Annotated in this window: 15 protein-coding genes, 2 tRNA genes and 1 pseudogene; 8 read left to right on the forward strand and 10 right to left on the reverse strand. The window is 60.4% G+C overall.

Annotated features, from left to right (window positions below; all coding sequences use genetic code 11):
* Nucleotides 1-96: 96 nt before the first annotated feature.
* The gene (locus ACNA1V_RS09405; protein WP_415833343.1) at nt 97-1,278 is read right to left on the reverse strand and encodes an MFS transporter; all 1,182 of its coding nucleotides are present in this window, start codon (nt 1,276-1,278) and stop codon (nt 97-99) included.
* A 166-nt stretch (nt 1,279-1,444) separates the two neighbouring features.
* Here ACNA1V_RS09405 and ACNA1V_RS09410 point away from each other — a divergent pair, with 166 nt between their 5' ends.
* Nucleotides 1,445-2,332: an AraC family transcriptional regulator gene (locus ACNA1V_RS09410; RefSeq protein ID WP_415833344.1), complete on the forward strand. Its 888-nt coding sequence runs from the start codon at nt 1,445-1,447 to the stop codon at nt 2,330-2,332.
* Nucleotides 2,333-2,361: 29 nt separating this feature from the next.
* Here the strand turns inward: ACNA1V_RS09410 and ACNA1V_RS09415 are convergent, their stop codons facing one another.
* The 5 genes from ACNA1V_RS09415 to iaaH are packed head-to-tail and all read right to left on the reverse strand — an operon-like array spanning nt 2,362 to nt 8,303.
* Entirely contained in the window at nt 2,362-3,060 is a 699-nt protein-coding gene (locus ACNA1V_RS09415) for an ABC transporter ATP-binding protein (RefSeq protein ID WP_415833345.1), read from the reverse strand.
* Nucleotides 3,057-4,793, reverse strand: coding sequence for an ABC transporter permease subunit (locus tag ACNA1V_RS09420; protein ID WP_415833346.1), 1,737 nt, complete (start codon nt 4,791-4,793; stop codon nt 3,057-3,059). The genes ACNA1V_RS09415 and ACNA1V_RS09420 overlap by 4 nt, the downstream gene beginning before the upstream one ends.
* Before the next feature lie 34 nt (nt 4,794-4,827).
* On the reverse strand, nt 4,828-5,682 hold the full coding sequence (locus tag ACNA1V_RS09425; RefSeq protein ID WP_415833347.1) for a branched-chain amino acid ABC transporter permease: 855 nt from the start codon (nt 5,680-5,682) through the stop codon (nt 4,828-4,830).
* Nucleotides 5,683-5,687: 5 nt separating this feature from the next.
* Nucleotides 5,688-6,839: a substrate-binding domain-containing protein gene (locus ACNA1V_RS09430; protein ID WP_415833348.1), complete on the reverse strand. Its 1,152-nt coding sequence runs from the start codon at nt 6,837-6,839 to the stop codon at nt 5,688-5,690.
* A gap of 42 nt (nt 6,840-6,881) precedes the next feature.
* Nucleotides 6,882-8,303: an indoleacetamide hydrolase gene (iaaH, locus tag ACNA1V_RS09435; RefSeq protein ID WP_415833350.1), complete on the reverse strand. Its 1,422-nt coding sequence runs from the start codon at nt 8,301-8,303 to the stop codon at nt 6,882-6,884.
* A 206-nt stretch (nt 8,304-8,509) separates the two neighbouring features.
* On the opposite strand from iaaH, the gene ACNA1V_RS09440 reads away from it, so the two are divergent.
* Complete coding sequence (locus ACNA1V_RS09440) at nt 8,510-9,370, forward strand: helix-turn-helix transcriptional regulator (RefSeq protein WP_415833351.1); 861 nt, start codon at nt 8,510-8,512, stop codon at nt 9,368-9,370.
* A 77-nt stretch (nt 9,371-9,447) separates the two neighbouring features.
* Here the strand turns inward: ACNA1V_RS09440 and ACNA1V_RS09445 are convergent, their stop codons facing one another.
* The 3 genes from ACNA1V_RS09445 to ACNA1V_RS09455 are packed head-to-tail and all read right to left on the reverse strand — an operon-like array spanning nt 9,448 to nt 11,944.
* Nucleotides 9,448-9,771 (reverse strand): DUF3817 domain-containing protein, encoded by a 324-nt coding sequence (locus tag ACNA1V_RS09445; RefSeq protein ID WP_415833352.1) that lies wholly within the window; start codon nt 9,769-9,771, stop codon nt 9,448-9,450.
* Between the two features lie 29 nt (nt 9,772-9,800).
* Nucleotides 9,801-10,811 (reverse strand): arsenic resistance protein, encoded by a 1,011-nt coding sequence (locus ACNA1V_RS09450; RefSeq protein ID WP_415833353.1) that lies wholly within the window; start codon nt 10,809-10,811, stop codon nt 9,801-9,803.
* Nucleotides 10,812-10,816: 5 nt separating this feature from the next.
* On the reverse strand, nt 10,817-11,944 hold the full coding sequence (locus tag ACNA1V_RS09455) for an NAD(P)/FAD-dependent oxidoreductase (protein ID WP_415833354.1): 1,128 nt from the start codon (nt 11,942-11,944) through the stop codon (nt 10,817-10,819).
* 132 nt (nt 11,945-12,076) lie between these two features.
* Here ACNA1V_RS09455 and ACNA1V_RS09460 point away from each other — a divergent pair, with 132 nt between their 5' ends.
* The 6 genes from ACNA1V_RS09460 to ACNA1V_RS09485 all read left to right on the forward strand — a co-directional run bounded on the left by ACNA1V_RS09460 (nt 12,077) and on the right by ACNA1V_RS09485 (nt 16,423).
* Nucleotides 12,077-12,319 (forward strand): hypothetical protein, encoded by a 243-nt coding sequence (locus ACNA1V_RS09460; RefSeq protein WP_415833355.1) that lies wholly within the window; start codon nt 12,077-12,079, stop codon nt 12,317-12,319.
* Nucleotides 12,320-12,384: 65 nt separating this feature from the next.
* Nucleotides 12,385-12,460 (forward strand) — tRNA-Gly (locus ACNA1V_RS09465).
* 156 nt (nt 12,461-12,616) lie between these two features.
* A complete protein-coding gene (locus ACNA1V_RS09470) occupies nt 12,617-12,790 on the forward strand; it encodes a hypothetical protein (RefSeq protein WP_415833356.1) in 174 nt (57 codons plus the stop codon).
* Between the two features lie 483 nt (nt 12,791-13,273).
* Nucleotides 13,274-13,347 (forward strand) — tRNA-Cys (locus ACNA1V_RS09475).
* Nucleotides 13,348-13,496: 149 nt separating this feature from the next.
* On the forward strand, nt 13,497-15,002 hold the full coding sequence (locus ACNA1V_RS09480; protein WP_415833357.1) for a hypothetical protein: 1,506 nt from the start codon (nt 13,497-13,499) through the stop codon (nt 15,000-15,002).
* Nucleotides 15,003-15,697: 695 nt separating this feature from the next.
* A complete protein-coding gene (locus ACNA1V_RS09485; protein WP_415833358.1) occupies nt 15,698-16,423 on the forward strand; it encodes a hypothetical protein in 726 nt (241 codons plus the stop codon).
* Between the two features lie 109 nt (nt 16,424-16,532).
* On the opposite strand, the pseudogene ACNA1V_RS09490 reads toward ACNA1V_RS09485, so the two are convergent.
* Nucleotides 16,533-16,712 (reverse strand): annotated as a pseudogene (locus ACNA1V_RS09490) (IS3 family transposase); the annotation flags it as partial.

Genomic DNA, 16,712 nt, shown 5'->3' on the forward strand with positions numbered 1-16,712 from the left:
AGCCCGCCATGCCCGCCCCCCAGGGCACATGCACCCGGCACGTGCCCGGCCCGTACCCGGCCCGCAATGGGCACGTATCCAAGGCCTCTGGAGCAATCAGGCCTGTACCAGCACCTGCTGCGTATTCAGACGATTGCGCATGCACCAGGCCAGCAGGCAAGCCACGCACAACACGCACAGCACCGCACCCAAGGTATAGCGCAAACCCATGGCATCGGACAGCAAGCCAAACAAAGGCGCCACCATCCCGCCTATGGACATGGCCAGGCCCAGGGTAATGCCGCTGGCCGTCGCCTGATTGCGCGGCAGATAGTCCTGCGCCAGCGTCACCTGGGGCGCAAACGGCAAGAACATGCACAGGCCCAGCAACAAGGTAAAGCTCCATGCCATCATGGGCGAGGACGCCAGCACCAGGCCTGCCAGCGCCGGCAACGCAAACAGGTAGCCCAACCGGATGGCCAGCATACGCCCCCAACGGTCGCCTATCCAACCACCCAGCAAGGTACCCGCAGCGCCAGCAGCCGTGAAGGTGGTCAGCGCGGCAGCCCCTACAAACGCACTCCCCCCCAGCTCGCGCGTGACATAGAGAGACAGCATGGACACCACGATCACATAAGGAATGGACCAGCCCACGATCACCCCGCACAACAGGAAGAACGCTTTCCAGTCGTTTTCCGCCAGGATCTTGCGTCCGCCTATGCTGACGGCGGCAGACCGGGCCGCTGTGGCCGCCTTGCGGCCGTCCGCGCGAGTCCAGAACATCCAGATGGCCAGCATGCACAGCGCAGGCAACACCAGCAACCCGCTTCGGTCCAGCTCACCGCCCCCGACAACGGATGCCGCCAGCAAAGGGGCGAATGAAGCGCCGATGGTTCCGCCAACGGAGAACACGCTCATCGCCTTCTGCGACGAGCCACCCGCCACCCGCGCCGCCACGGTTGCCGGAGGATGATAGGCAGCAATCCCCAGGCCGCACAGCGTTGCAGCAATCCAGCTGCCCCAGTACTCCGGGCTCAAGCCCATCAGCACCAGGCCGATCGCTGCGACCATGAAGCCCAGCGGCACCATCCAGGGGCGCGACGCGCGATCGACATACATGCCGAACAAAGGCTGCACCACACTGGAGAGCGCCGTAGCCGCCAGCATCAACCCACTGACTGCGGTGTAGCTATACCCCCGCTCCAGCGCCATGAAAGGCAGCAAGGCTGGCACCAGACCCTGATAAAAATCATTGACGGCATGGGTGCCCGTCAACAGACCAAGACGGGCGCGATTCATGCGGGCCTCCGTGACAAGCAAGCCTGCAAGCGAAACATAAACATGGTTGAGTCCTCGAAACAGGGAAATAAGAATGGCAATCAACCCATCTTAAAAAGCCCCGGGATTGTCTTCTCGCGCAAAATCCACAACAATCGTCGAGAAACTGACAACCTGAACCCTGACCATGGCGGAGCTCCCCCTTACACCGTCTCCCGAGATGCGCTGGGCCATGACCCAGCCCGGGCTGATCCGCGTGCCTGACCCGCATGCTTCGCCCATGCAGGGCGAACATACCGCGAGCCCGGTCGTGGCCTATGGCACGGATATGCCTGCCAACGCCCATATCCCGCCACACACCCATCGGCGAGCACAATTGCTGCACGCCACGACAGGCGTCATGCTGATCCGCGCAGAAAACGGCAGTTGGGTGGTGCCACCAGGCTGCGCCGTTTGGGTACCGCCGGGCATCTACCATGACATCCGGATGGCCAATCAGCCCGTGGCGATGCGCACGATCTTCGTCGAACCCGGCTTGCGCCCTGCTCTCTGGCCCCACTGCCAGGTCATTGAAGTGTCACCCTTGCTGCTGCAGCTGATCCTGGCTGCGACCGAACTGCCGCTGGACTACCCCACGGGCGGACGGTCCGAGCGCATCATGTCGCTGATTCTGGATGAAATCGAGGCTGCGACGCCGCTGGCGCTGCATGTGCCCATGCCTACCCACCCCGGTTTGCTGGAGCGTTGCCGCGCTTTCATTGCCTCGCCTGCTGATGCCATCAGCCTGGAAGCCTGGGCTCAGGCCATGCATATGCACCCGCGCACCCTGGCGCGCCTGTTCCAGCGGGAAACCGGATTGAATTTTGGCAGCTGGTGCCGGCGCACGCGCCTGCTGCTGGCGCTTCCCATGCTGGTGTCCGGCGCGTCCGTCCTGGAGGTGGCGCTGGCGCATGGCTATGACAGCCCCAGCGCGTTCAGCGCCACCTTCCGGCAGCATTTCGGACAACCGCCCAGCGCGTACCAGCAGGGCCGCGGCGGCCACCCCGCCCCCGCTCGCCAGCGCCCGACGGCCTGAAGTCCTGACGTCCTGACGTCCTGCATCAGTCAGATCACCAGATGCTGCTCCAGCGTCTCCCGCCCCAATGCCTGCATGCGACCATTCAAAACCACTTGCCCATGGTCCATGACCAGCACGGTATCGGCCACCTGCTCCAGAAAGGTCAGGTTCTGTTCCACGATCAGAAACCGCTGCCCCGCCGCCGCCCGTTCCCTGACCACAGCAGCCATCCGTTCGATGTTTTCCGGCTGCACGCCTTCCGTCGGTTCATCCAGCATGCACAGGTCGGCCTGCATTCCCAAGGTACGCACAAAGGCCAGCAGCTTGCGCTCGCCGCCACTCAGCGAACCTGCCGTTTGGGCCAGGCGCTCACGCAAACGGGGAAACAGATCAAAAAGTGCGTCATAACGGCTATCTGCCCGGCCTGCCGGATGGTGCAGCCAAAGATTGGCCTGCACGCTGAGATCACCGAAGACCACATTTTCCTGGGGAGAATAGACCATGCCCAGTTCTCTGCGGCGATGCGCGGGCACCGTATCCAAACGCCGTCCTTGCCATTGGACCTGTCCCGCACTGAGTGGCAGGAAGCCGGCCAGCGCTTTGAGCAGCGTGCTTTTTCCCACTCCGTTACGCCCGAGTACAGCCAGCACTTCGCCAGGCCCGATCCGGCCCGAAACTTCTCTCACCACCACCGTGTCGCCGTAACCGCAACTCACGGCATCGAACTCGAAATCCGCCTGCGTCATTTCCGCGCTCCCGCATAGACACTGCGCACCGCCGGGTCGGCCTGCATCTCCGCCAGGCTGCCCTGGGCCAGCAGAGTGCCCTGGTGCAGCACATAGACATCCCCTCCGATTTCCGCCACCGCCGTCAAGTCATGCTCGATCAGCAGCGCCGCCGCCCCCAGTTGCGCCACGACTTCGCAGATAGCGGTAATCATGCGGCGGGTTTCTGCTGGCGACAGCCCGGCGCATGGCTCATCCAGTAACAGCAAGTCAGGCTCGGGCAGAAGTGTCATGACCAGTTCCAGCGCCTGACGCTGCCCTTGCGACAAACTGCCTGCGGGGCTGTTCCAATGCGTCAAGAGCTCGGGAAAACGCCGCAACAGCTCATCCAGCAATGCACTATGCCAGGCCAGCGGGGAACGGCGTACGGTATCCAGACCGCTCAGGCGCCCGGCCCAAAGTGCAATGGCGATATTCAGGCCAACGCTGAGCGCCGGGAACACAGATGGAATCTGCAACTTGCGCCCGACTCCCTGACGCGCCACCTGCCAGGCTGGCCGCCCCGTCATATTCCTTCCATTCACCCAGATGCTGCCGCTACGCACCGGCAAACGGCCCGTCATGACATTGAATGCCGAGGTTTTGCCCGCGCCATTAGGGCCGATCACGGCACGGATCCCTGCCCCTTTCAGGCTGAAGCTCAAGCCATTGAGAATCCGTACCCCCGAACGTTGCACCTCTACCCCCTTGAAATGCAGGCTGGGCACTTGGGCACGCGCAGGCGGCGCAGGCGCAGCGATGCCGCCAGGTTCGGCAGACAGAACCGGCGGAGCAAACAGGCCTGCCAGCCAGCCGACCAAGCCAGTAGGCATGAAGCGCACCACGGCAATGAAGATCAGCGCGACAAAGACTTCCCAATAGACGAAACTGTCGCGCAGCTCGGCCGAGACATAGCCGATCAGCACCGCCCCCAGCACAGCCCCGTAAGGGCTGGTCTTGCCGCCCACGGCAGCCCAGATCACAAACTCCGTGGACAGCACAAACCCCATGGCCTGTGGCGTGACAATTCCCTGATGCAGGGCAAACAGCATGCCTGCCAAGGCCGCCAGCATGGCCGACAGCGCATAGGCTTTGGCCTTGATCCTGTCTGTGGCATAGCCAAACAGTTGCATCCGATCTTCATTCTGGGCAATGCCATCCCACAACACGCCCATAGGCCGCCGGATCAGCAAGCTGACGATCAGCGTGCTGGCCAGCACGGCCGCTGCCACCAGCCAGTAAAAACGGCCATAACGATCGAAGAACGCCCATTCCGGGATATCCACCATGCCGTTGAAGCCCCCCGTCACACTGCTCCATTGCTGCGCCGCCAGGAACCCCAGCATGGTCATGGCAAGAGTGATCAGCGAGAAATACGGGCCGCTGCTCTGATTACGGGCAAAGATCAGTCGGGCAATTCCCCAGGCCAGTACCGCGGGCAACACCAGCGCCCCCAACAGCCCCAGCAACCACAGGGGTTCGCTTTCCCCGGCTTTCAATGCCGCGCCCGCCAAATAGGCGCCCAGGCCGAAAAACAGCGCATGCCCCAATGGCAGGAAGCCCAGGCGCCCCCAGCACAAGGCCACGCCTTGCGTGGCGATGCCGTAAATCAGAAAAAGCGCGATCTGATAGGCAAAGAACTCCCCGCCCAGTACAGGTGTCACCACCAGCGCCAGCACCAGGATCAGCGGCGGCAGCCAACGCCGGACAAGCATGGAGCGCCTGGCGGGTACCAGAGGCAGAGGCGGATCAGCGACGTGAGAAGAGACCATTGGGTTTAAGCCACAAGAAGAGAATCGAAATCACCAGAACCACGGCATAGCCGCTGGTCTGCCCCGCAATACTGCTTACAACGGCTTGCGAACCGCCGATCACGCCGACACCGCCCGCGAACCCGCTCAATGTTCCCAAGCCACCTACCACCAGCACGAAAAATGCGTCCAGCAGATAATCCAGGCCCATGCCCGGCTCTATCCGCACCAGGGGGGCCAGCAGCACGCCTGCCGCTCCCGCCAGCATGACGCCGACGACAAAGGTCTGCGATGCCAGCCGCCGCGTATCTATGCCCAGCGCCTGCGCCAGCACCGGATTACCCGTCATGGCGCGCACCCGCAGGCCAGCGGCACTGCGCCGGTACCACAGCACCAGGGCCACCATCAGCACAACAGCCAGTACGATCAGGCTCAGGCGATAGACCGGATACTGCGTCTCTCCCAGGGAAAATGGCATGGTCAGGCTGCTTTCCACATGACGGTAGCCCTTGCCCCAGATCGCCTCCACCAATTTGCGCAACAGCATGGCCAGCGCCCAGGTTGCCAGCAGCGTGTCGAATGGCCGGGCATACAGGGGCCGCACCAACCAGCGCTCCACCGCCCAGCCCAGCAGCGCACACCCGGCAAGCGCCAGGGGCAAGGCCGTGACCAACGGCCAACCCCACTGCTGTACCGTCACGACGGCATAGGCGCCCAGCATGACGAACTCGCCATGCGCCATGTTCAAGACCCCCAGGAGGCCGAACACCACCGCCAGGCCCAGCGTTGCCAACATCAGGGTGGCCAGTTCATAGGCCAGATTCAGCCCGTGCAGCAGCAAGTCTGTTTCCATCGCGGTTACACCTTGCAGTCCTGGCCGGCCGGCACACTGGTAAAGGTTTCCAAGACCCGGAAGCCATGCTCGCCCACCTCTGCCACATAGATATCCTGGGCGACATGCCTGCCGCCAAAAGTGACCTCACCACGCGGCCCGCGGTATCGGGTACCGTCGCTGGCCGCATCCATGGCAGCCACCTCCAGCGAACCGGCCTGGTTGGCCAAGGCCTCCAGTGCCAGCAGGCCTTCATAGGTAGATTCCGCAATACCACTCATCATGGGCGCCTGAGCACCGAAACGGCTGGCATAGGCCTCGGCAAACTCCTTGGCATCCGGTGTTTCCAGATTGGCAAAATAACCGGCGCTGGAATACAGATTGCGGGCGTTGGCTGCGCCCATCCCTGCCAGGGTGTTCTCCTCGATCAAGGTACCCAGGCGCAATGCCTGATCCGCCAGGCCGAAACTGGCAAAGGCCTTGTTGAAACTCACCGATGCACCGCCCACCAACGAAACCAGCACGGCATCCGCACCGCTATCCCGGATGCGTGCCAGGCTCGCATCGAAGTTATCGACCGTGAACGGCAGGAACTCTTCGCCTACGATTTCGGCCCCGGTCTGAGCGATATAGGTTTTTGCTGCTGCGTGAGTATTGCGGCCCCAGACATAGTCATTGCCGATCAAATACCACTTCTTGGGCTGACGCTGGCTGGCAAGCCAAGGGATGACGGGCGCCAATTGCTGCTGCGGCGTTTCACCAATCGCATAAACCCCCGGCGCACAGCTGCCCCCTTCGTTGACGGGGGTATAAATAAAGGGGATCTTGCCCTTCAGCATGCCGGCAATCGCTCCGCGCACGGCGCTATCATGCTGCCCGACCAGCGCCACCGCCCCCTGCCCCTTCCAGAGCCGCAACGCGGCCTGCGCTGCTTCCGCAGGCGGCAGGCCGGCATCGCCAAACAACAGTTCCACCGGCCTGCCGAGAATGCCGCCACGCGCATTGATGCGCTCTGCCGCCAGCTCGGCGCTGGCACGCGATGCCGGGCCGAACATGCCTGCCGGACCGCTCTGCGGAATCATGACTGCGACTTTAATGGGTGCCGCCGCCCAGGCGGCCGACCAACAACTGGCAGCCGCCAGCACACCTGCTGTTTGAAGAAATAGACGTCGATTCATGATTATCTCCGTGAACTAAACAACAAACCCGTCCTGAAAAATTCAGGCCGCCTGCCAGCTGGCACGCAATGCTGCCGGCAAGGGCTGACGTGGCCAGACACGCTCCAGCGCCATCCCTATGGCCAGCACCTGCTTATCCGTACCCGGCAAACCATCTATCTCCATCCCGACCGGCAGGCCCTGGCTCACGCCTACCGGCATGGACAGCCCCGGCAAGCCAGCATGGCTGCCCGGATCGGTATTTCGGGTAATGGCCGGGAACAAAGGCAGGGAACGCCCCTGAATCCTGATTTCGTCATCCTCGCCAATACGCGGCGCAGTACACGGCACCGTGGGAAACACCACGGCCGCGACATCCGCCGCCGCAAAAGCGGCGCGATAGCTGGCCTGCAACTGCTCACGCCCGCGCTCGGCCAGACGCAACCCATCCTGTGTGATCGCAGCGCCTGCCCGCAGGCCATGCAAAAGCTCACGAACGTCCGGGCTACCCACCTGTGCCAGCATCTCTGCAAAATCGACGCTAGCCCCCCGTTCCTGCAGGTAGCGAGGCATATCTCGCTGGAACTCAAACAACACTTCCGCAAAATTCGCCTGTGCATCCAGTCTGTCCAGGCCCTCAAATCGCATCGGCACCAGCACCACACCCGCCTCACGCAGCTGTGCCAATGCTGCCTGGGCGACCGCCTCCACCTCAGGCGTCAGCCCCTGCCAAAATACATCCGGCACCCCCAGCCTCAGCCCACGCAAAGCCATCTCAGGCAAAGGCGTCCAATCCTCTGTCAGCACGCTATCGAGCAACGCCAGGTCTGCCACGCTGTGCGCCAGGGGCCCGGCGACATCCCGCTTGGCGGCAATCGGCGCCACCCCAGCACTACTGCCGCGCCCCAGGCTGGGCCGAAAGCCGGCAATGCCGCAAAATGCCGCAGGAATGCGCACCGAGCCGCCGGTATCGGTACCGATGGCTGCCGGCGCCAACCCTGCCGCCACCACCGCACCGGAACCACCGCTGCTACCACCGGGCGAATGCTCGGGATGCCAAGGATTGCGGATGGCGCCCGTCACGGCGTTATTGGACGTCACCCCAAAGGCCAGCTCATGCATGCCGGCCTTCCCAGGAATCAGCGCCCCCGCGGCACGCAGCCGCTGCACCAGCACAGCATCACGTTTTGCCGGATGACCGTGCAGTGCACGCGTACCATTGCCGCATGCAAACCCCAAGGCGTCGATATTGTCTTTCAGCGCAATCGGCACGCCCAGCAACGGCAGCCGCTCTCCTGCGGCCAGCCTCGCATCGGCAGCCTGCGCCTGGCGACGCAGCTCGTCTGCATCAAAAGCCACATAGGCGTTCAGCCTTTCTGACTGCTGTGTCCTGGCTATCCACTGTTCTGCCAAGCCCGAGCTGCTTACCTGCCCGGCGGCCAACGCATCGCGTATCGCCAGGACTGTGCCATCCATCCAATCCATGCATCCTCCCAATCAGAATGATGCTTAGCGTAGAGAAAGCCGGGTTGATGCACACCTATCAGGATTGATAGGTGTCCTTGCCACGCCGTCGGCCGCATCGCCGGATGGATGCGCCGTCCTGGTTCGCCTTTCTTTGGTGGATGTGTCTCGGCTGGCACTCGCCTTCTGGTAATTCCCAATATCCGTGCTGGAAAAGCGTTTTTAAGATGAAAGTTCCGCTTGAACCTTGCTGGCGCCCGTCCGCTCCCTGGCGTCACTGCGTGAACCGCACCATGTATCTCTCGTCCAACCAATCCCGCGCACTTGGCCAGGCCATGCAGTTGATGGCGCAGGCTGACGACGCAGACACGTTGCGTGAAGCGTTGGGCATCCCGCTGCTGGAATTGCTGGGCGCAGACAATTACGTCTCCATGGTGTGGGACCCGGATACCGAGCGCTTCGCGCGCCCGGTCGCGCAAAACATGCCCGCATGCCAGCTACGCGCCTGGGACGAGTATTACCGCTTCGTTGACCCGCTGACCTTTGCCATGATGGAGCGGCGACGCCCCACTGTCGCCACACAGGTACTGGCGCAAAACGACCTCAACCGCACGGAATTCTTCAACGATTTCCTGCAGGTAGAGCGCCTGCACTGGGGCATCAATATATATTTCTTCTCTGAAGAACGCTGCCTGGGAGATTTCCGCATCTGGCGCCGCCGCGAACGAGGCAACTTTGACGCCGCGGAAATCGAACTGCTGCGCATGCTGGAACCCAGCCTGACCGCCACCCTGGATCGCCTGCAAGGCGGCCACCCGCCCAAGGCCCGGTTTGAATCCGTCCCTGACGCCCCGGCCCTGCTGCGCCAGCATGCCCAGCTCAGCCCGCGCGAAGCCGACGTTGCCTGGCTGGTTGCCTGCGGTTGCCCGGACAAGCAAATTGCCCAACGGCTGAACGTCGGCCTGCCCACAGTCCGGTTCCACCTGGCCAATATCTTCCGCAAGCTACGTGCGGACAACCGGGCGGGCGTCGCTGCGCGTGTGCAGGCGCTGGTGGAAAGCCGCCACCATGCCGGCCTGTCCGCCTGACTCACCGCACCCGGCCATCCCGCCATCCCACAGGCGAGCGCAGGAAAACGGCAGGCGGAAGAACCTGGCCTGGCAAGCTAGCGTTGCGCCACCGCCCCCGACAACAAACCGCGTCGCTGAAACCAGATTTCCAACGGCCATGTCACCAGCGGCGGAATAGCTGCCAGCACCGCCAGCCAGGCATCGCTGGCCTGCCAGCGCAGACGTTTGGCCGCCACGATCGCCACGACGAAATAAACGATGAACGCCACACCATGCAAGCGTCCGAACCACCAGACCACCTGATCTGTCGTTCCTGGGCCGTACTTGAGGTACATCCCCAGCAGCAGACCGGCCCAGGTAATTGCCTCTATCAATGCGCATACCTTGAACAGCCTTGCGATCCCGGACTGCTGTGCCATAAATCCACCCATTTCGATGACGATGAGAATCAATCCGGAATTGTAGCCCGCGATACCGGACCGGCGATAGCGCAGCACTGCGCCTCTTTTCTCAACAGCAAGTGGCGCAGCAAAGCCAGATGGGGAAACTCCAGCAACATGCCGGCCACAATCGCGGCATACACCAGTGGCTGCCCCGGCAGCACGGCCATTGTGACGGCCAGCATCAATGGCGCATTGCGCGCCGCCAGTGTCATCGTCAACAGAACATGCTCGGGATACCTCAGGGCACACCGACGGCTGGCCCACTCGCCAAGCAGATAGGTCGAGGCAAAAAACAGCATGGCCCCCAGCAACAGAAAAGCAAAATTTTCAGCCTGGGTGACAATCACCGCGATATTCGCCGAGAAAATTTCCCATACCAGGACAGCCAGCATCCAAGGCACCAGACGGTCGGCCCCATCCAGCACCTGCTGAAAACGGCCTTCACTCAGGCGCCAGCGCAACCCTTGACGCAACAGCACGGCTAGCATCAAGGGCAACAGAAACCATTGCCATAACGTCACCCACGGCATACTGACATCCAGCGCCGCCGCCTGCCCGGCAAACAACGGCAGATAGACCGGATACAGCAACAGCTGCAAGGCCATATTGAAAGGAATCAACGCCGTTCCCAAGGCCACGTTCCCCCCGGCCAGACGCGTGAAACCCAGAAACCAATCCGTGCATGGCGCCAAAAAATAAATCGTCAGCCCCAGCATCAACAAAGGCTGCCCCGGCAGCACCAGCCAGGCAATGGCATACCCCAGCCAGGGCACGACTGCAAAATTCAGCACCACGGCCAGGACCAGGAACCCGGCCTGGGCAGCAGACCTGCCTGCCCCACCACGACGCCCCGGCACACCAAACAGCAGCAAGACCACCAGGCACAACAGCGTCGCATCAACCTTGACCTCCAGCCAGGCGGCGGCCTGCGGCGCCAACTGGCCAGTCAGCGCCCCACCCAGCATCGCTGCTATCAGCAACAGGGACACTCCCACACCCGGCCATTGCCGGCTCATCCTCTTCAACACTCGCAGCCCTCGCAACACTCGCTATTCCCGAACGGCCCCCATGCACCGGCGCCCGCCTGCAGCTGCCCGGCATCCAATCCCAAGCGTTCTGCTATCTGGCCAGCTACCAGACTGAAACGCTGCCGGAACTTGTAGATGAAGCAATAAATCCGATCCTCCTGCCGCACCTGCGGCCCGACAAGAAACAGGCCTGGCACACGGGTGGACTCATCGCAGGGGCTCAGGGCAATTGCGCCATCCTCACGCCTGTCCCACAGGCCCGCAATCTGGCAGGCACCACCGCCTTTGACAAAGCCGGTGCCCAACACGGGCGGCTGGGGGGCATTCCACGGCCGCCCGTCTGCCGCCTCGATCCGGAAACCACCACTGCGCAGGCGGGTCACTCCCGTCACATCCACACCAAACACGATTTCCAGGCGCTGGCTATCCAACGCCTCATACATACGTTCGCGGCTATAGGGCGACAGCGACAGGCTGGGGTCGTAACTGCCTTGCGGATCCCAGCTATGCTTGCGCACCAGCAGACGCACCTTGCAACCCTGGCGCACCAGATTCACCGTCGCATCCACCCCGCTCTCATAGCCACCGATCACTGTCTGGGAAGCGGAGCTGAACGCCTGCCAATCATCCACCTGGGCATAGTGATGGCACCACTGCGCGCCGGGAAACGGCGCAAGCGCTGGAAACTGGAACTCTCCAGCGGCCCAAATCAGAAAACGTGCCTGCAGGACGCCCTGCTGCGTACGCACCTGAAAGCCCCCTTCCGGCAAGGCTTCCACCAACTGCACGCGGCAATGCGGCACCACAGGCAAATCATGGCGTGCCACCAGCAGGGAAAGATAATCCGCATACTGCGCGCCCGACGGATGTTCCGTACCGCTGAAAATGGCCGGAGAACTGTATTCCGTTACCGCATTCAGATCCGCCAGGCCAAACGGATTGCTATGGAACGACGGCGTAATAAACCGCGTCTGCCTGGGCCAGCGCCTGAACGACTCACCCACCTCCCCGGCTTCCAGCACGCCATAGCGCAGCCCAGGCAGCCGAGCCAGCACCACAGCCATCCCAACTCCCGCAGCCCCCGCGCCGACCACCAGGGCGTCAAGCTTAGCTTTCAACATGAATGAACACCCTCTGCCACTACCCCCGGAAACCCCTCTCCAGCCTCATGCGCCATCTCATGACTCCCCACAAAATATGAAATGTTATAACATATTTAAATTGGGATTCATTTCCGCCGGAGCCAGAACGCCATGAGCACCCCCATCCCCCGCACCTATGAACAATGGCGCCACTGCATCGTGCACGAATGCGGTATTCCTCTGACTGCCGGGTACATTGCTCAGCGGCTGGCGACCTGGCGCAATCCGGACACAGAAGAAACCCGGCGCTTTCGCAGACTGTATGGCGATACGCACTGGCAGGCCATCCTGGCCTGGTTTGAACGGGCCGGCCGAGAGGCGCAACCTGAAACTGTCCAGACGCCGCCCGCCTGACTTGTCAGAAATAAATTTTTAGGTGTAAGATTACGTTCTCTTCGCTGCTGCAACGGCGCGAAAATGCGGGAGTAGCTCAGTTGGTAGAGCGCAACCTTGCCAAGGTTGAGGTCGCGAGTTCGAGACTCGTCTCCCGCTCCAAATTCTAAAAAGCCCAGATCAAGACCTGGGCTTTTTTTCGTCTGCAGATATCCACGTGGATTCCCGGTTTGTCTGAAGTCAATAGATGCAACCATGCGTTCATTCAACGGGATATCCAGTGATGACCACCTCCGCCACCAAATACCTGGACGGACGTTGAAGATACCGTACGTCATCAGCAAATTCACGCGGGAATACCTGGCGATCGAAGTCGGCGTCAGCCTGTGCGAGCAGAACGTTACTCTGGGGCGAGACCGCCTGTTGCTCTTGCCCGGCAAGCCGGCGTTTTTCTACCCGACAATGGGACGGAATTCACCGCTGTCCGAGTGATGCGCTGGCCGCGTGCCGCGTTGGTTGCGTGACGCTGCCATCCTCCAGCCTTCATCACGCCCGGCAACCCTGGGCACCATGGCTTCGTCGAAAGCTTCAATGACAAACTATTCGACGATCTGTGCAAACGTGAATAGTGCCGCCGCCACGCTGAGGCCAAGGTGCGGATCGAACGTTGTCACCATTGCTATAACGAACGTCGGCCGCAGGGTTCCCATCATTGCCAACCGCCTGCCATGATCCGTCGAGCCTGGCAGGCCCGTGCCTAGGTATGGCTATCCAAACCTGATATGTCCTTGGAACGAAAATCTTCGTTAATGATGGCCATGGGAAGTGGAACTGCATGACATGTCTTGTCGCGCAAGGAACTCAAGGCAGCGAAAAGCTCAAGGCAAGACCACATACCGATGGCAGCGACAGCCTAAATCCCTTGCAAAATATATTGGCCCAGATCATAATTAACTTTGTCACGTGACTAAAATTGGCGCTGTAGCAAAGTGGCCATGCAATGGATTGCAAATCCGTTCAGGTTGGTTCGATTCCAACCCGCGCCTCCACTTCCAAGGCCTCTTCCCCACCAGCCCAAACGCTCAGAACGTCTGATGTCAGGTGAGGATGGGGGAATACCGGGCAAGAAACGCCATAGGTGGGACTGCCACACCGATAGGTACCGAGGTTCGGCCTTTACCTAACGATAGAAGGATAGATGACGTACTTCCTGTGGTCGTTGCCCACTCTGATCGTTCTGACAACGATTGTCAGCGGGCGGGTTAACACGACCATCGCTGCAGCCCTGGGCCTGATGAGTGCCATTCCCGTTGCAATGCTGTGCAGCCCCATCGCGTTCGATGCCGGTCAACTGGATGAAGCGTTGCGGCGCGGCCTCTGGATCGGAGCAATCGTCGCCCCGTACGTCCTGGGCGGACTGATGTTCTGGCAAGTAGCCGCGCGCGCCCCATCGGGCCATACCGCTGACATTTCGCCCGTCGATTCACCCGCCGTTGAAAAATCTGAAACGCTCCTGGCCAAACGCAGGCTTGTATTCTTCGCCTGTTTCCTGGTGGGGCCGTTCGCTGAATCCGCCACTGGCTACGGTGTCGGCATGCTCGGTACCGTCATGCTCATCCGCCGTTTCGGGTTCGCCCCCCGGCATCTCATGGTATTTGCGCTGCTAAGCCAGACGGTGATCCCCTGGGGCGCCATGAGTAGCGGGACATTGCTGGCTGCTGCCTACGCTCGCATACCCGCAACGCAGTTGGGGCTTTACACCATGATGCCGGTTGCACTGCTCATGCTGGTCTGGCTTTGTCTGTTCTGGCGTACGGCACGGCAGGCGGGCCTCGAGGCTCCGCGATCCGAGAACCTGAGGGAACTCGGATGGATAGGTACTTGCATGCTGTTCCTGGCGGTGACCACGGCAACGTTCGGTCCGGAAATCGCGCTCCTTGCCGCGTATGGACCCTTGATCGTGGTCCGCTACCTGATAGATAGACGGCCGAACCGCCATCAGATCCTGGTCGCCACACACAAGGTACTCCCTTATGTGATTTTGATCGGCTGTATGTCCCTAACACGGCTGGTACCCTGGCTTAGAGACAACCTCAGTTCCCTGTTTCGGATATCACCCTTCGCGGATCTACCTGCCTGGGCGCCATTTTTCCACGCAGGCAGCTGGTTAATCGCCGGCAGCGTGGTGACGGCCTGCGCACGCGCGCAGGGGCGCTTCCTCGGACAGGAGGCCGGCACAGCCTGGAGAACAGGACGCCATGCGGTATTTACCGTGTTCCTATTCGCCATGATGGCTGAGGTACTGACCGCTGCGGGGATATCCAAGGCATTCGCTGTTGCAACGTTCAACGCGCTCGGAGAAAAGGCTATCCTCCTGACACCACTCCTCACCGGCACGTTTGGCATTCTCACCAATAGCGGCAATTCCGCGAACAGTCTTTTCCTCCCTTCTCAAGTCGCCCTGGCGATACAAGCCGGCCTGAGCATTCCTGCCGTCGCAGCGTTGCAGCAAGCCTCTGGCATGTCGCTAGGAATCTTTTCGCCGGTACGGATGTCGATCGCCGCAACGCTATCCGGGGGACACGGCCAGGAAAGAATCGTTTATGTTCAGCTTCTACCCTTTGCCGCAATGGCTTTGACCCTGATGATGGGCCTTGCCGTATGCGTGATCACTGGCGTTTCTTTTTCCGTGAACGCCCGGTAAGTCCATCTTGAGCACTGCGAGCGCCATCTGCTGGTATCCACCATTTCAGGTGGATACGACACCAGATTGCCTCAGCGCCCACGGCCCATGGCCCTCCCCCGAGGAAATAGGTAAGGGCGCCAAGTGAACGGTGTAGGGGTTGGTGGCAAAATGGCCGGTCAACGGCTTGCGAACATGGACATCAATGTGAATTCAGCGAGTCAGGCACAGCACGGTCAAAGTATGCACCACCGTCTCTCGCGATGCCTGGAGGGTTATCAGGACACAGGCCAAAAACTGAGGCAGTTGCATATAGCTGATCCCTGTGACATTACCATCCACATTGGCGCTGGTGTATAGCGTTATCCAGGCGTTACGCTCAGCGGCATCAGCCGTATATCGAGCAGGAAAGCTGTGGGTGCAGCAGAAAAATATCGTCAGGGATGCAGCGCCTGGCGGCAGCTTGGGTACGGGCAATCATCATGGCGCTGTCTGTCAAAGGTTGCGGCCCATTACCGGACAACTTCACGACAGCTGATCCTAGGCTGAACAGCGGCAAAAAATGCCGAACCGCGACGTAATCGTATTCATATGTTCACCGTTTCAGGTGACAACTCGGATTGATGCAAAGAGGTGCACAGTTTTCTCCATGCGATAGCTCGTATCCGTCTCAAGTCAATATAATACCGGCAAGGTACCAAAGAGCGCCCCCCATAATGCGTTTAACTACCAAGGGAATAGACTTGACTCAAACAATATCTTCTCTTTGCGATTTCTTCCGCAGGGAGATCCCACATCTACCCAAAAATTACAATTGGAGAATTCCGCTGATAGAGGGATTCCCAAACTCTGGCCATGTTGGATATCAAGCGAATCTCGAGCTAAAAGCACACTTCAAGAGGCAGTGGGAAGAAGCAACGTACGATGGCAGACTTCAGATTGCTAAGAATATTGTCAGTGATTGGGGGGGTGTCCATGCAAATCGTCCAGAGACACTAGAAAGATATGTCAAGGCACTTCTTGATACCGTAGACCCTCCAACGCCACTTCAAGGCATCGCTAGCTACTCGAAAATTTTCGCCGTTGTATATCCAGACCGATTTGCCATTTATGACGCGCGCGTAGCTGCATGTTTAAACGCCGTGCAACTCAATGCCGGGATTCAAAAAGGCATAGCCTTCAAATACGTCCCAGGTCGCAATAACGTCGTTGGGAATGCCAGATCAGGGCAAGGTTTTACGCAAGATGCCCGATTTTCCCCAAAAAATCTCATTAGCTCCGGTTGGTTGCCAGTTAGTTCAAGCGAAACATACAAGAAATATATCAATGTGCTCACACGCTGCCAAACAGAGCTTCCTGGCACCAGTCTTGTATCTCTAGAAATGGCATTATTTGCAAATGCAGAGCGTGAGTGCTTGCTCGCTATGCAACAGCAGGACTAACCCACAGGTTCATACACGCAGCCGGCGTAAACAAATGAGTTAATCGCCGGCTTATGCAGATCACTTTCGGTCCAATTGAATCGTCCCGGGAATCGAGGAGGCTGTTTGGTTAAAGTAACGCGTTGATCGGCACAGATTCAGATTGAGTCCGATAGTAGGCCTCCTCCGCCTGCGCAGGAGGAATATACCCGATGGACCCGAGCAGACGCTGATGGTTGTACCAGGCGACCCATTCCAACGTTGCCAACTCCACGGCAGCCTTGGTTTTCCATGGCGCTCGGCGATGGAT

This window comes from Kerstersia similis, from assembly GCF_965139615.1.
GTDB classification, from domain to species: domain Bacteria; phylum Pseudomonadota; class Gammaproteobacteria; order Burkholderiales; family Burkholderiaceae_B; genus Kerstersia; species Kerstersia similis.

Excerpts from the sequence above, each read along its gene's own strand:
- ACNA1V_RS09405 (WP_415833343.1), bottom strand. The coding sequence starts at position 1,278 with ATGAATCGCGCCCGTCTTGGTCTGTTGACGGGCACCCATGCCGTCAAT.
- ACNA1V_RS09410 (WP_415833344.1), top strand. The coding sequence starts at position 1,445 with ATGGCGGAGCTCCCCCTTACACCGTCTCCCGAGATGCGCTGGGCCATG.
- ACNA1V_RS09415 (WP_415833345.1), bottom strand. The coding sequence starts at position 3,060 with ATGACGCAGGCGGATTTCGAGTTCGATGCCGTGAGTTGCGGTTACGGC.
- ACNA1V_RS09420 (WP_415833346.1), bottom strand. The coding sequence starts at position 4,793 with ATGCTTGTCCGGCGTTGGCTGCCGCCGCTGATCCTGGTGCTGGCGCTG.
- ACNA1V_RS09425 (WP_415833347.1), bottom strand. The coding sequence starts at position 5,682 with ATGGAAACAGACTTGCTGCTGCACGGGCTGAATCTGGCCTATGAACTG.
- ACNA1V_RS09430 (WP_415833348.1), bottom strand. The coding sequence starts at position 6,839 with ATGAATCGACGTCTATTTCTTCAAACAGCAGGTGTGCTGGCGGCTGCC.
- iaaH (WP_415833350.1), bottom strand. The coding sequence starts at position 8,303 with ATGGATTGGATGGATGGCACAGTCCTGGCGATACGCGATGCGTTGGCC.
- ACNA1V_RS09440 (WP_415833351.1), top strand. The coding sequence starts at position 8,510 with ATGAAAGTTCCGCTTGAACCTTGCTGGCGCCCGTCCGCTCCCTGGCGT.
- ACNA1V_RS09445 (WP_415833352.1), bottom strand. The coding sequence starts at position 9,771 with ATGGCACAGCAGTCCGGGATCGCAAGGCTGTTCAAGGTATGCGCATTG.
- ACNA1V_RS09450 (WP_415833353.1), bottom strand. The coding sequence starts at position 10,811 with ATGAGCCGGCAATGGCCGGGTGTGGGAGTGTCCCTGTTGCTGATAGCA.
- ACNA1V_RS09455 (WP_415833354.1), bottom strand. The coding sequence starts at position 11,944 with ATGTTGAAAGCTAAGCTTGACGCCCTGGTGGTCGGCGCGGGGGCTGCG.
- ACNA1V_RS09460 (WP_415833355.1), top strand. The coding sequence starts at position 12,077 with ATGAGCACCCCCATCCCCCGCACCTATGAACAATGGCGCCACTGCATC.
- ACNA1V_RS09480 (WP_415833357.1), top strand. The coding sequence starts at position 13,497 with ATGACGTACTTCCTGTGGTCGTTGCCCACTCTGATCGTTCTGACAACG.
- ACNA1V_RS09485 (WP_415833358.1), top strand. The coding sequence starts at position 15,698 with ATGCGTTTAACTACCAAGGGAATAGACTTGACTCAAACAATATCTTCT.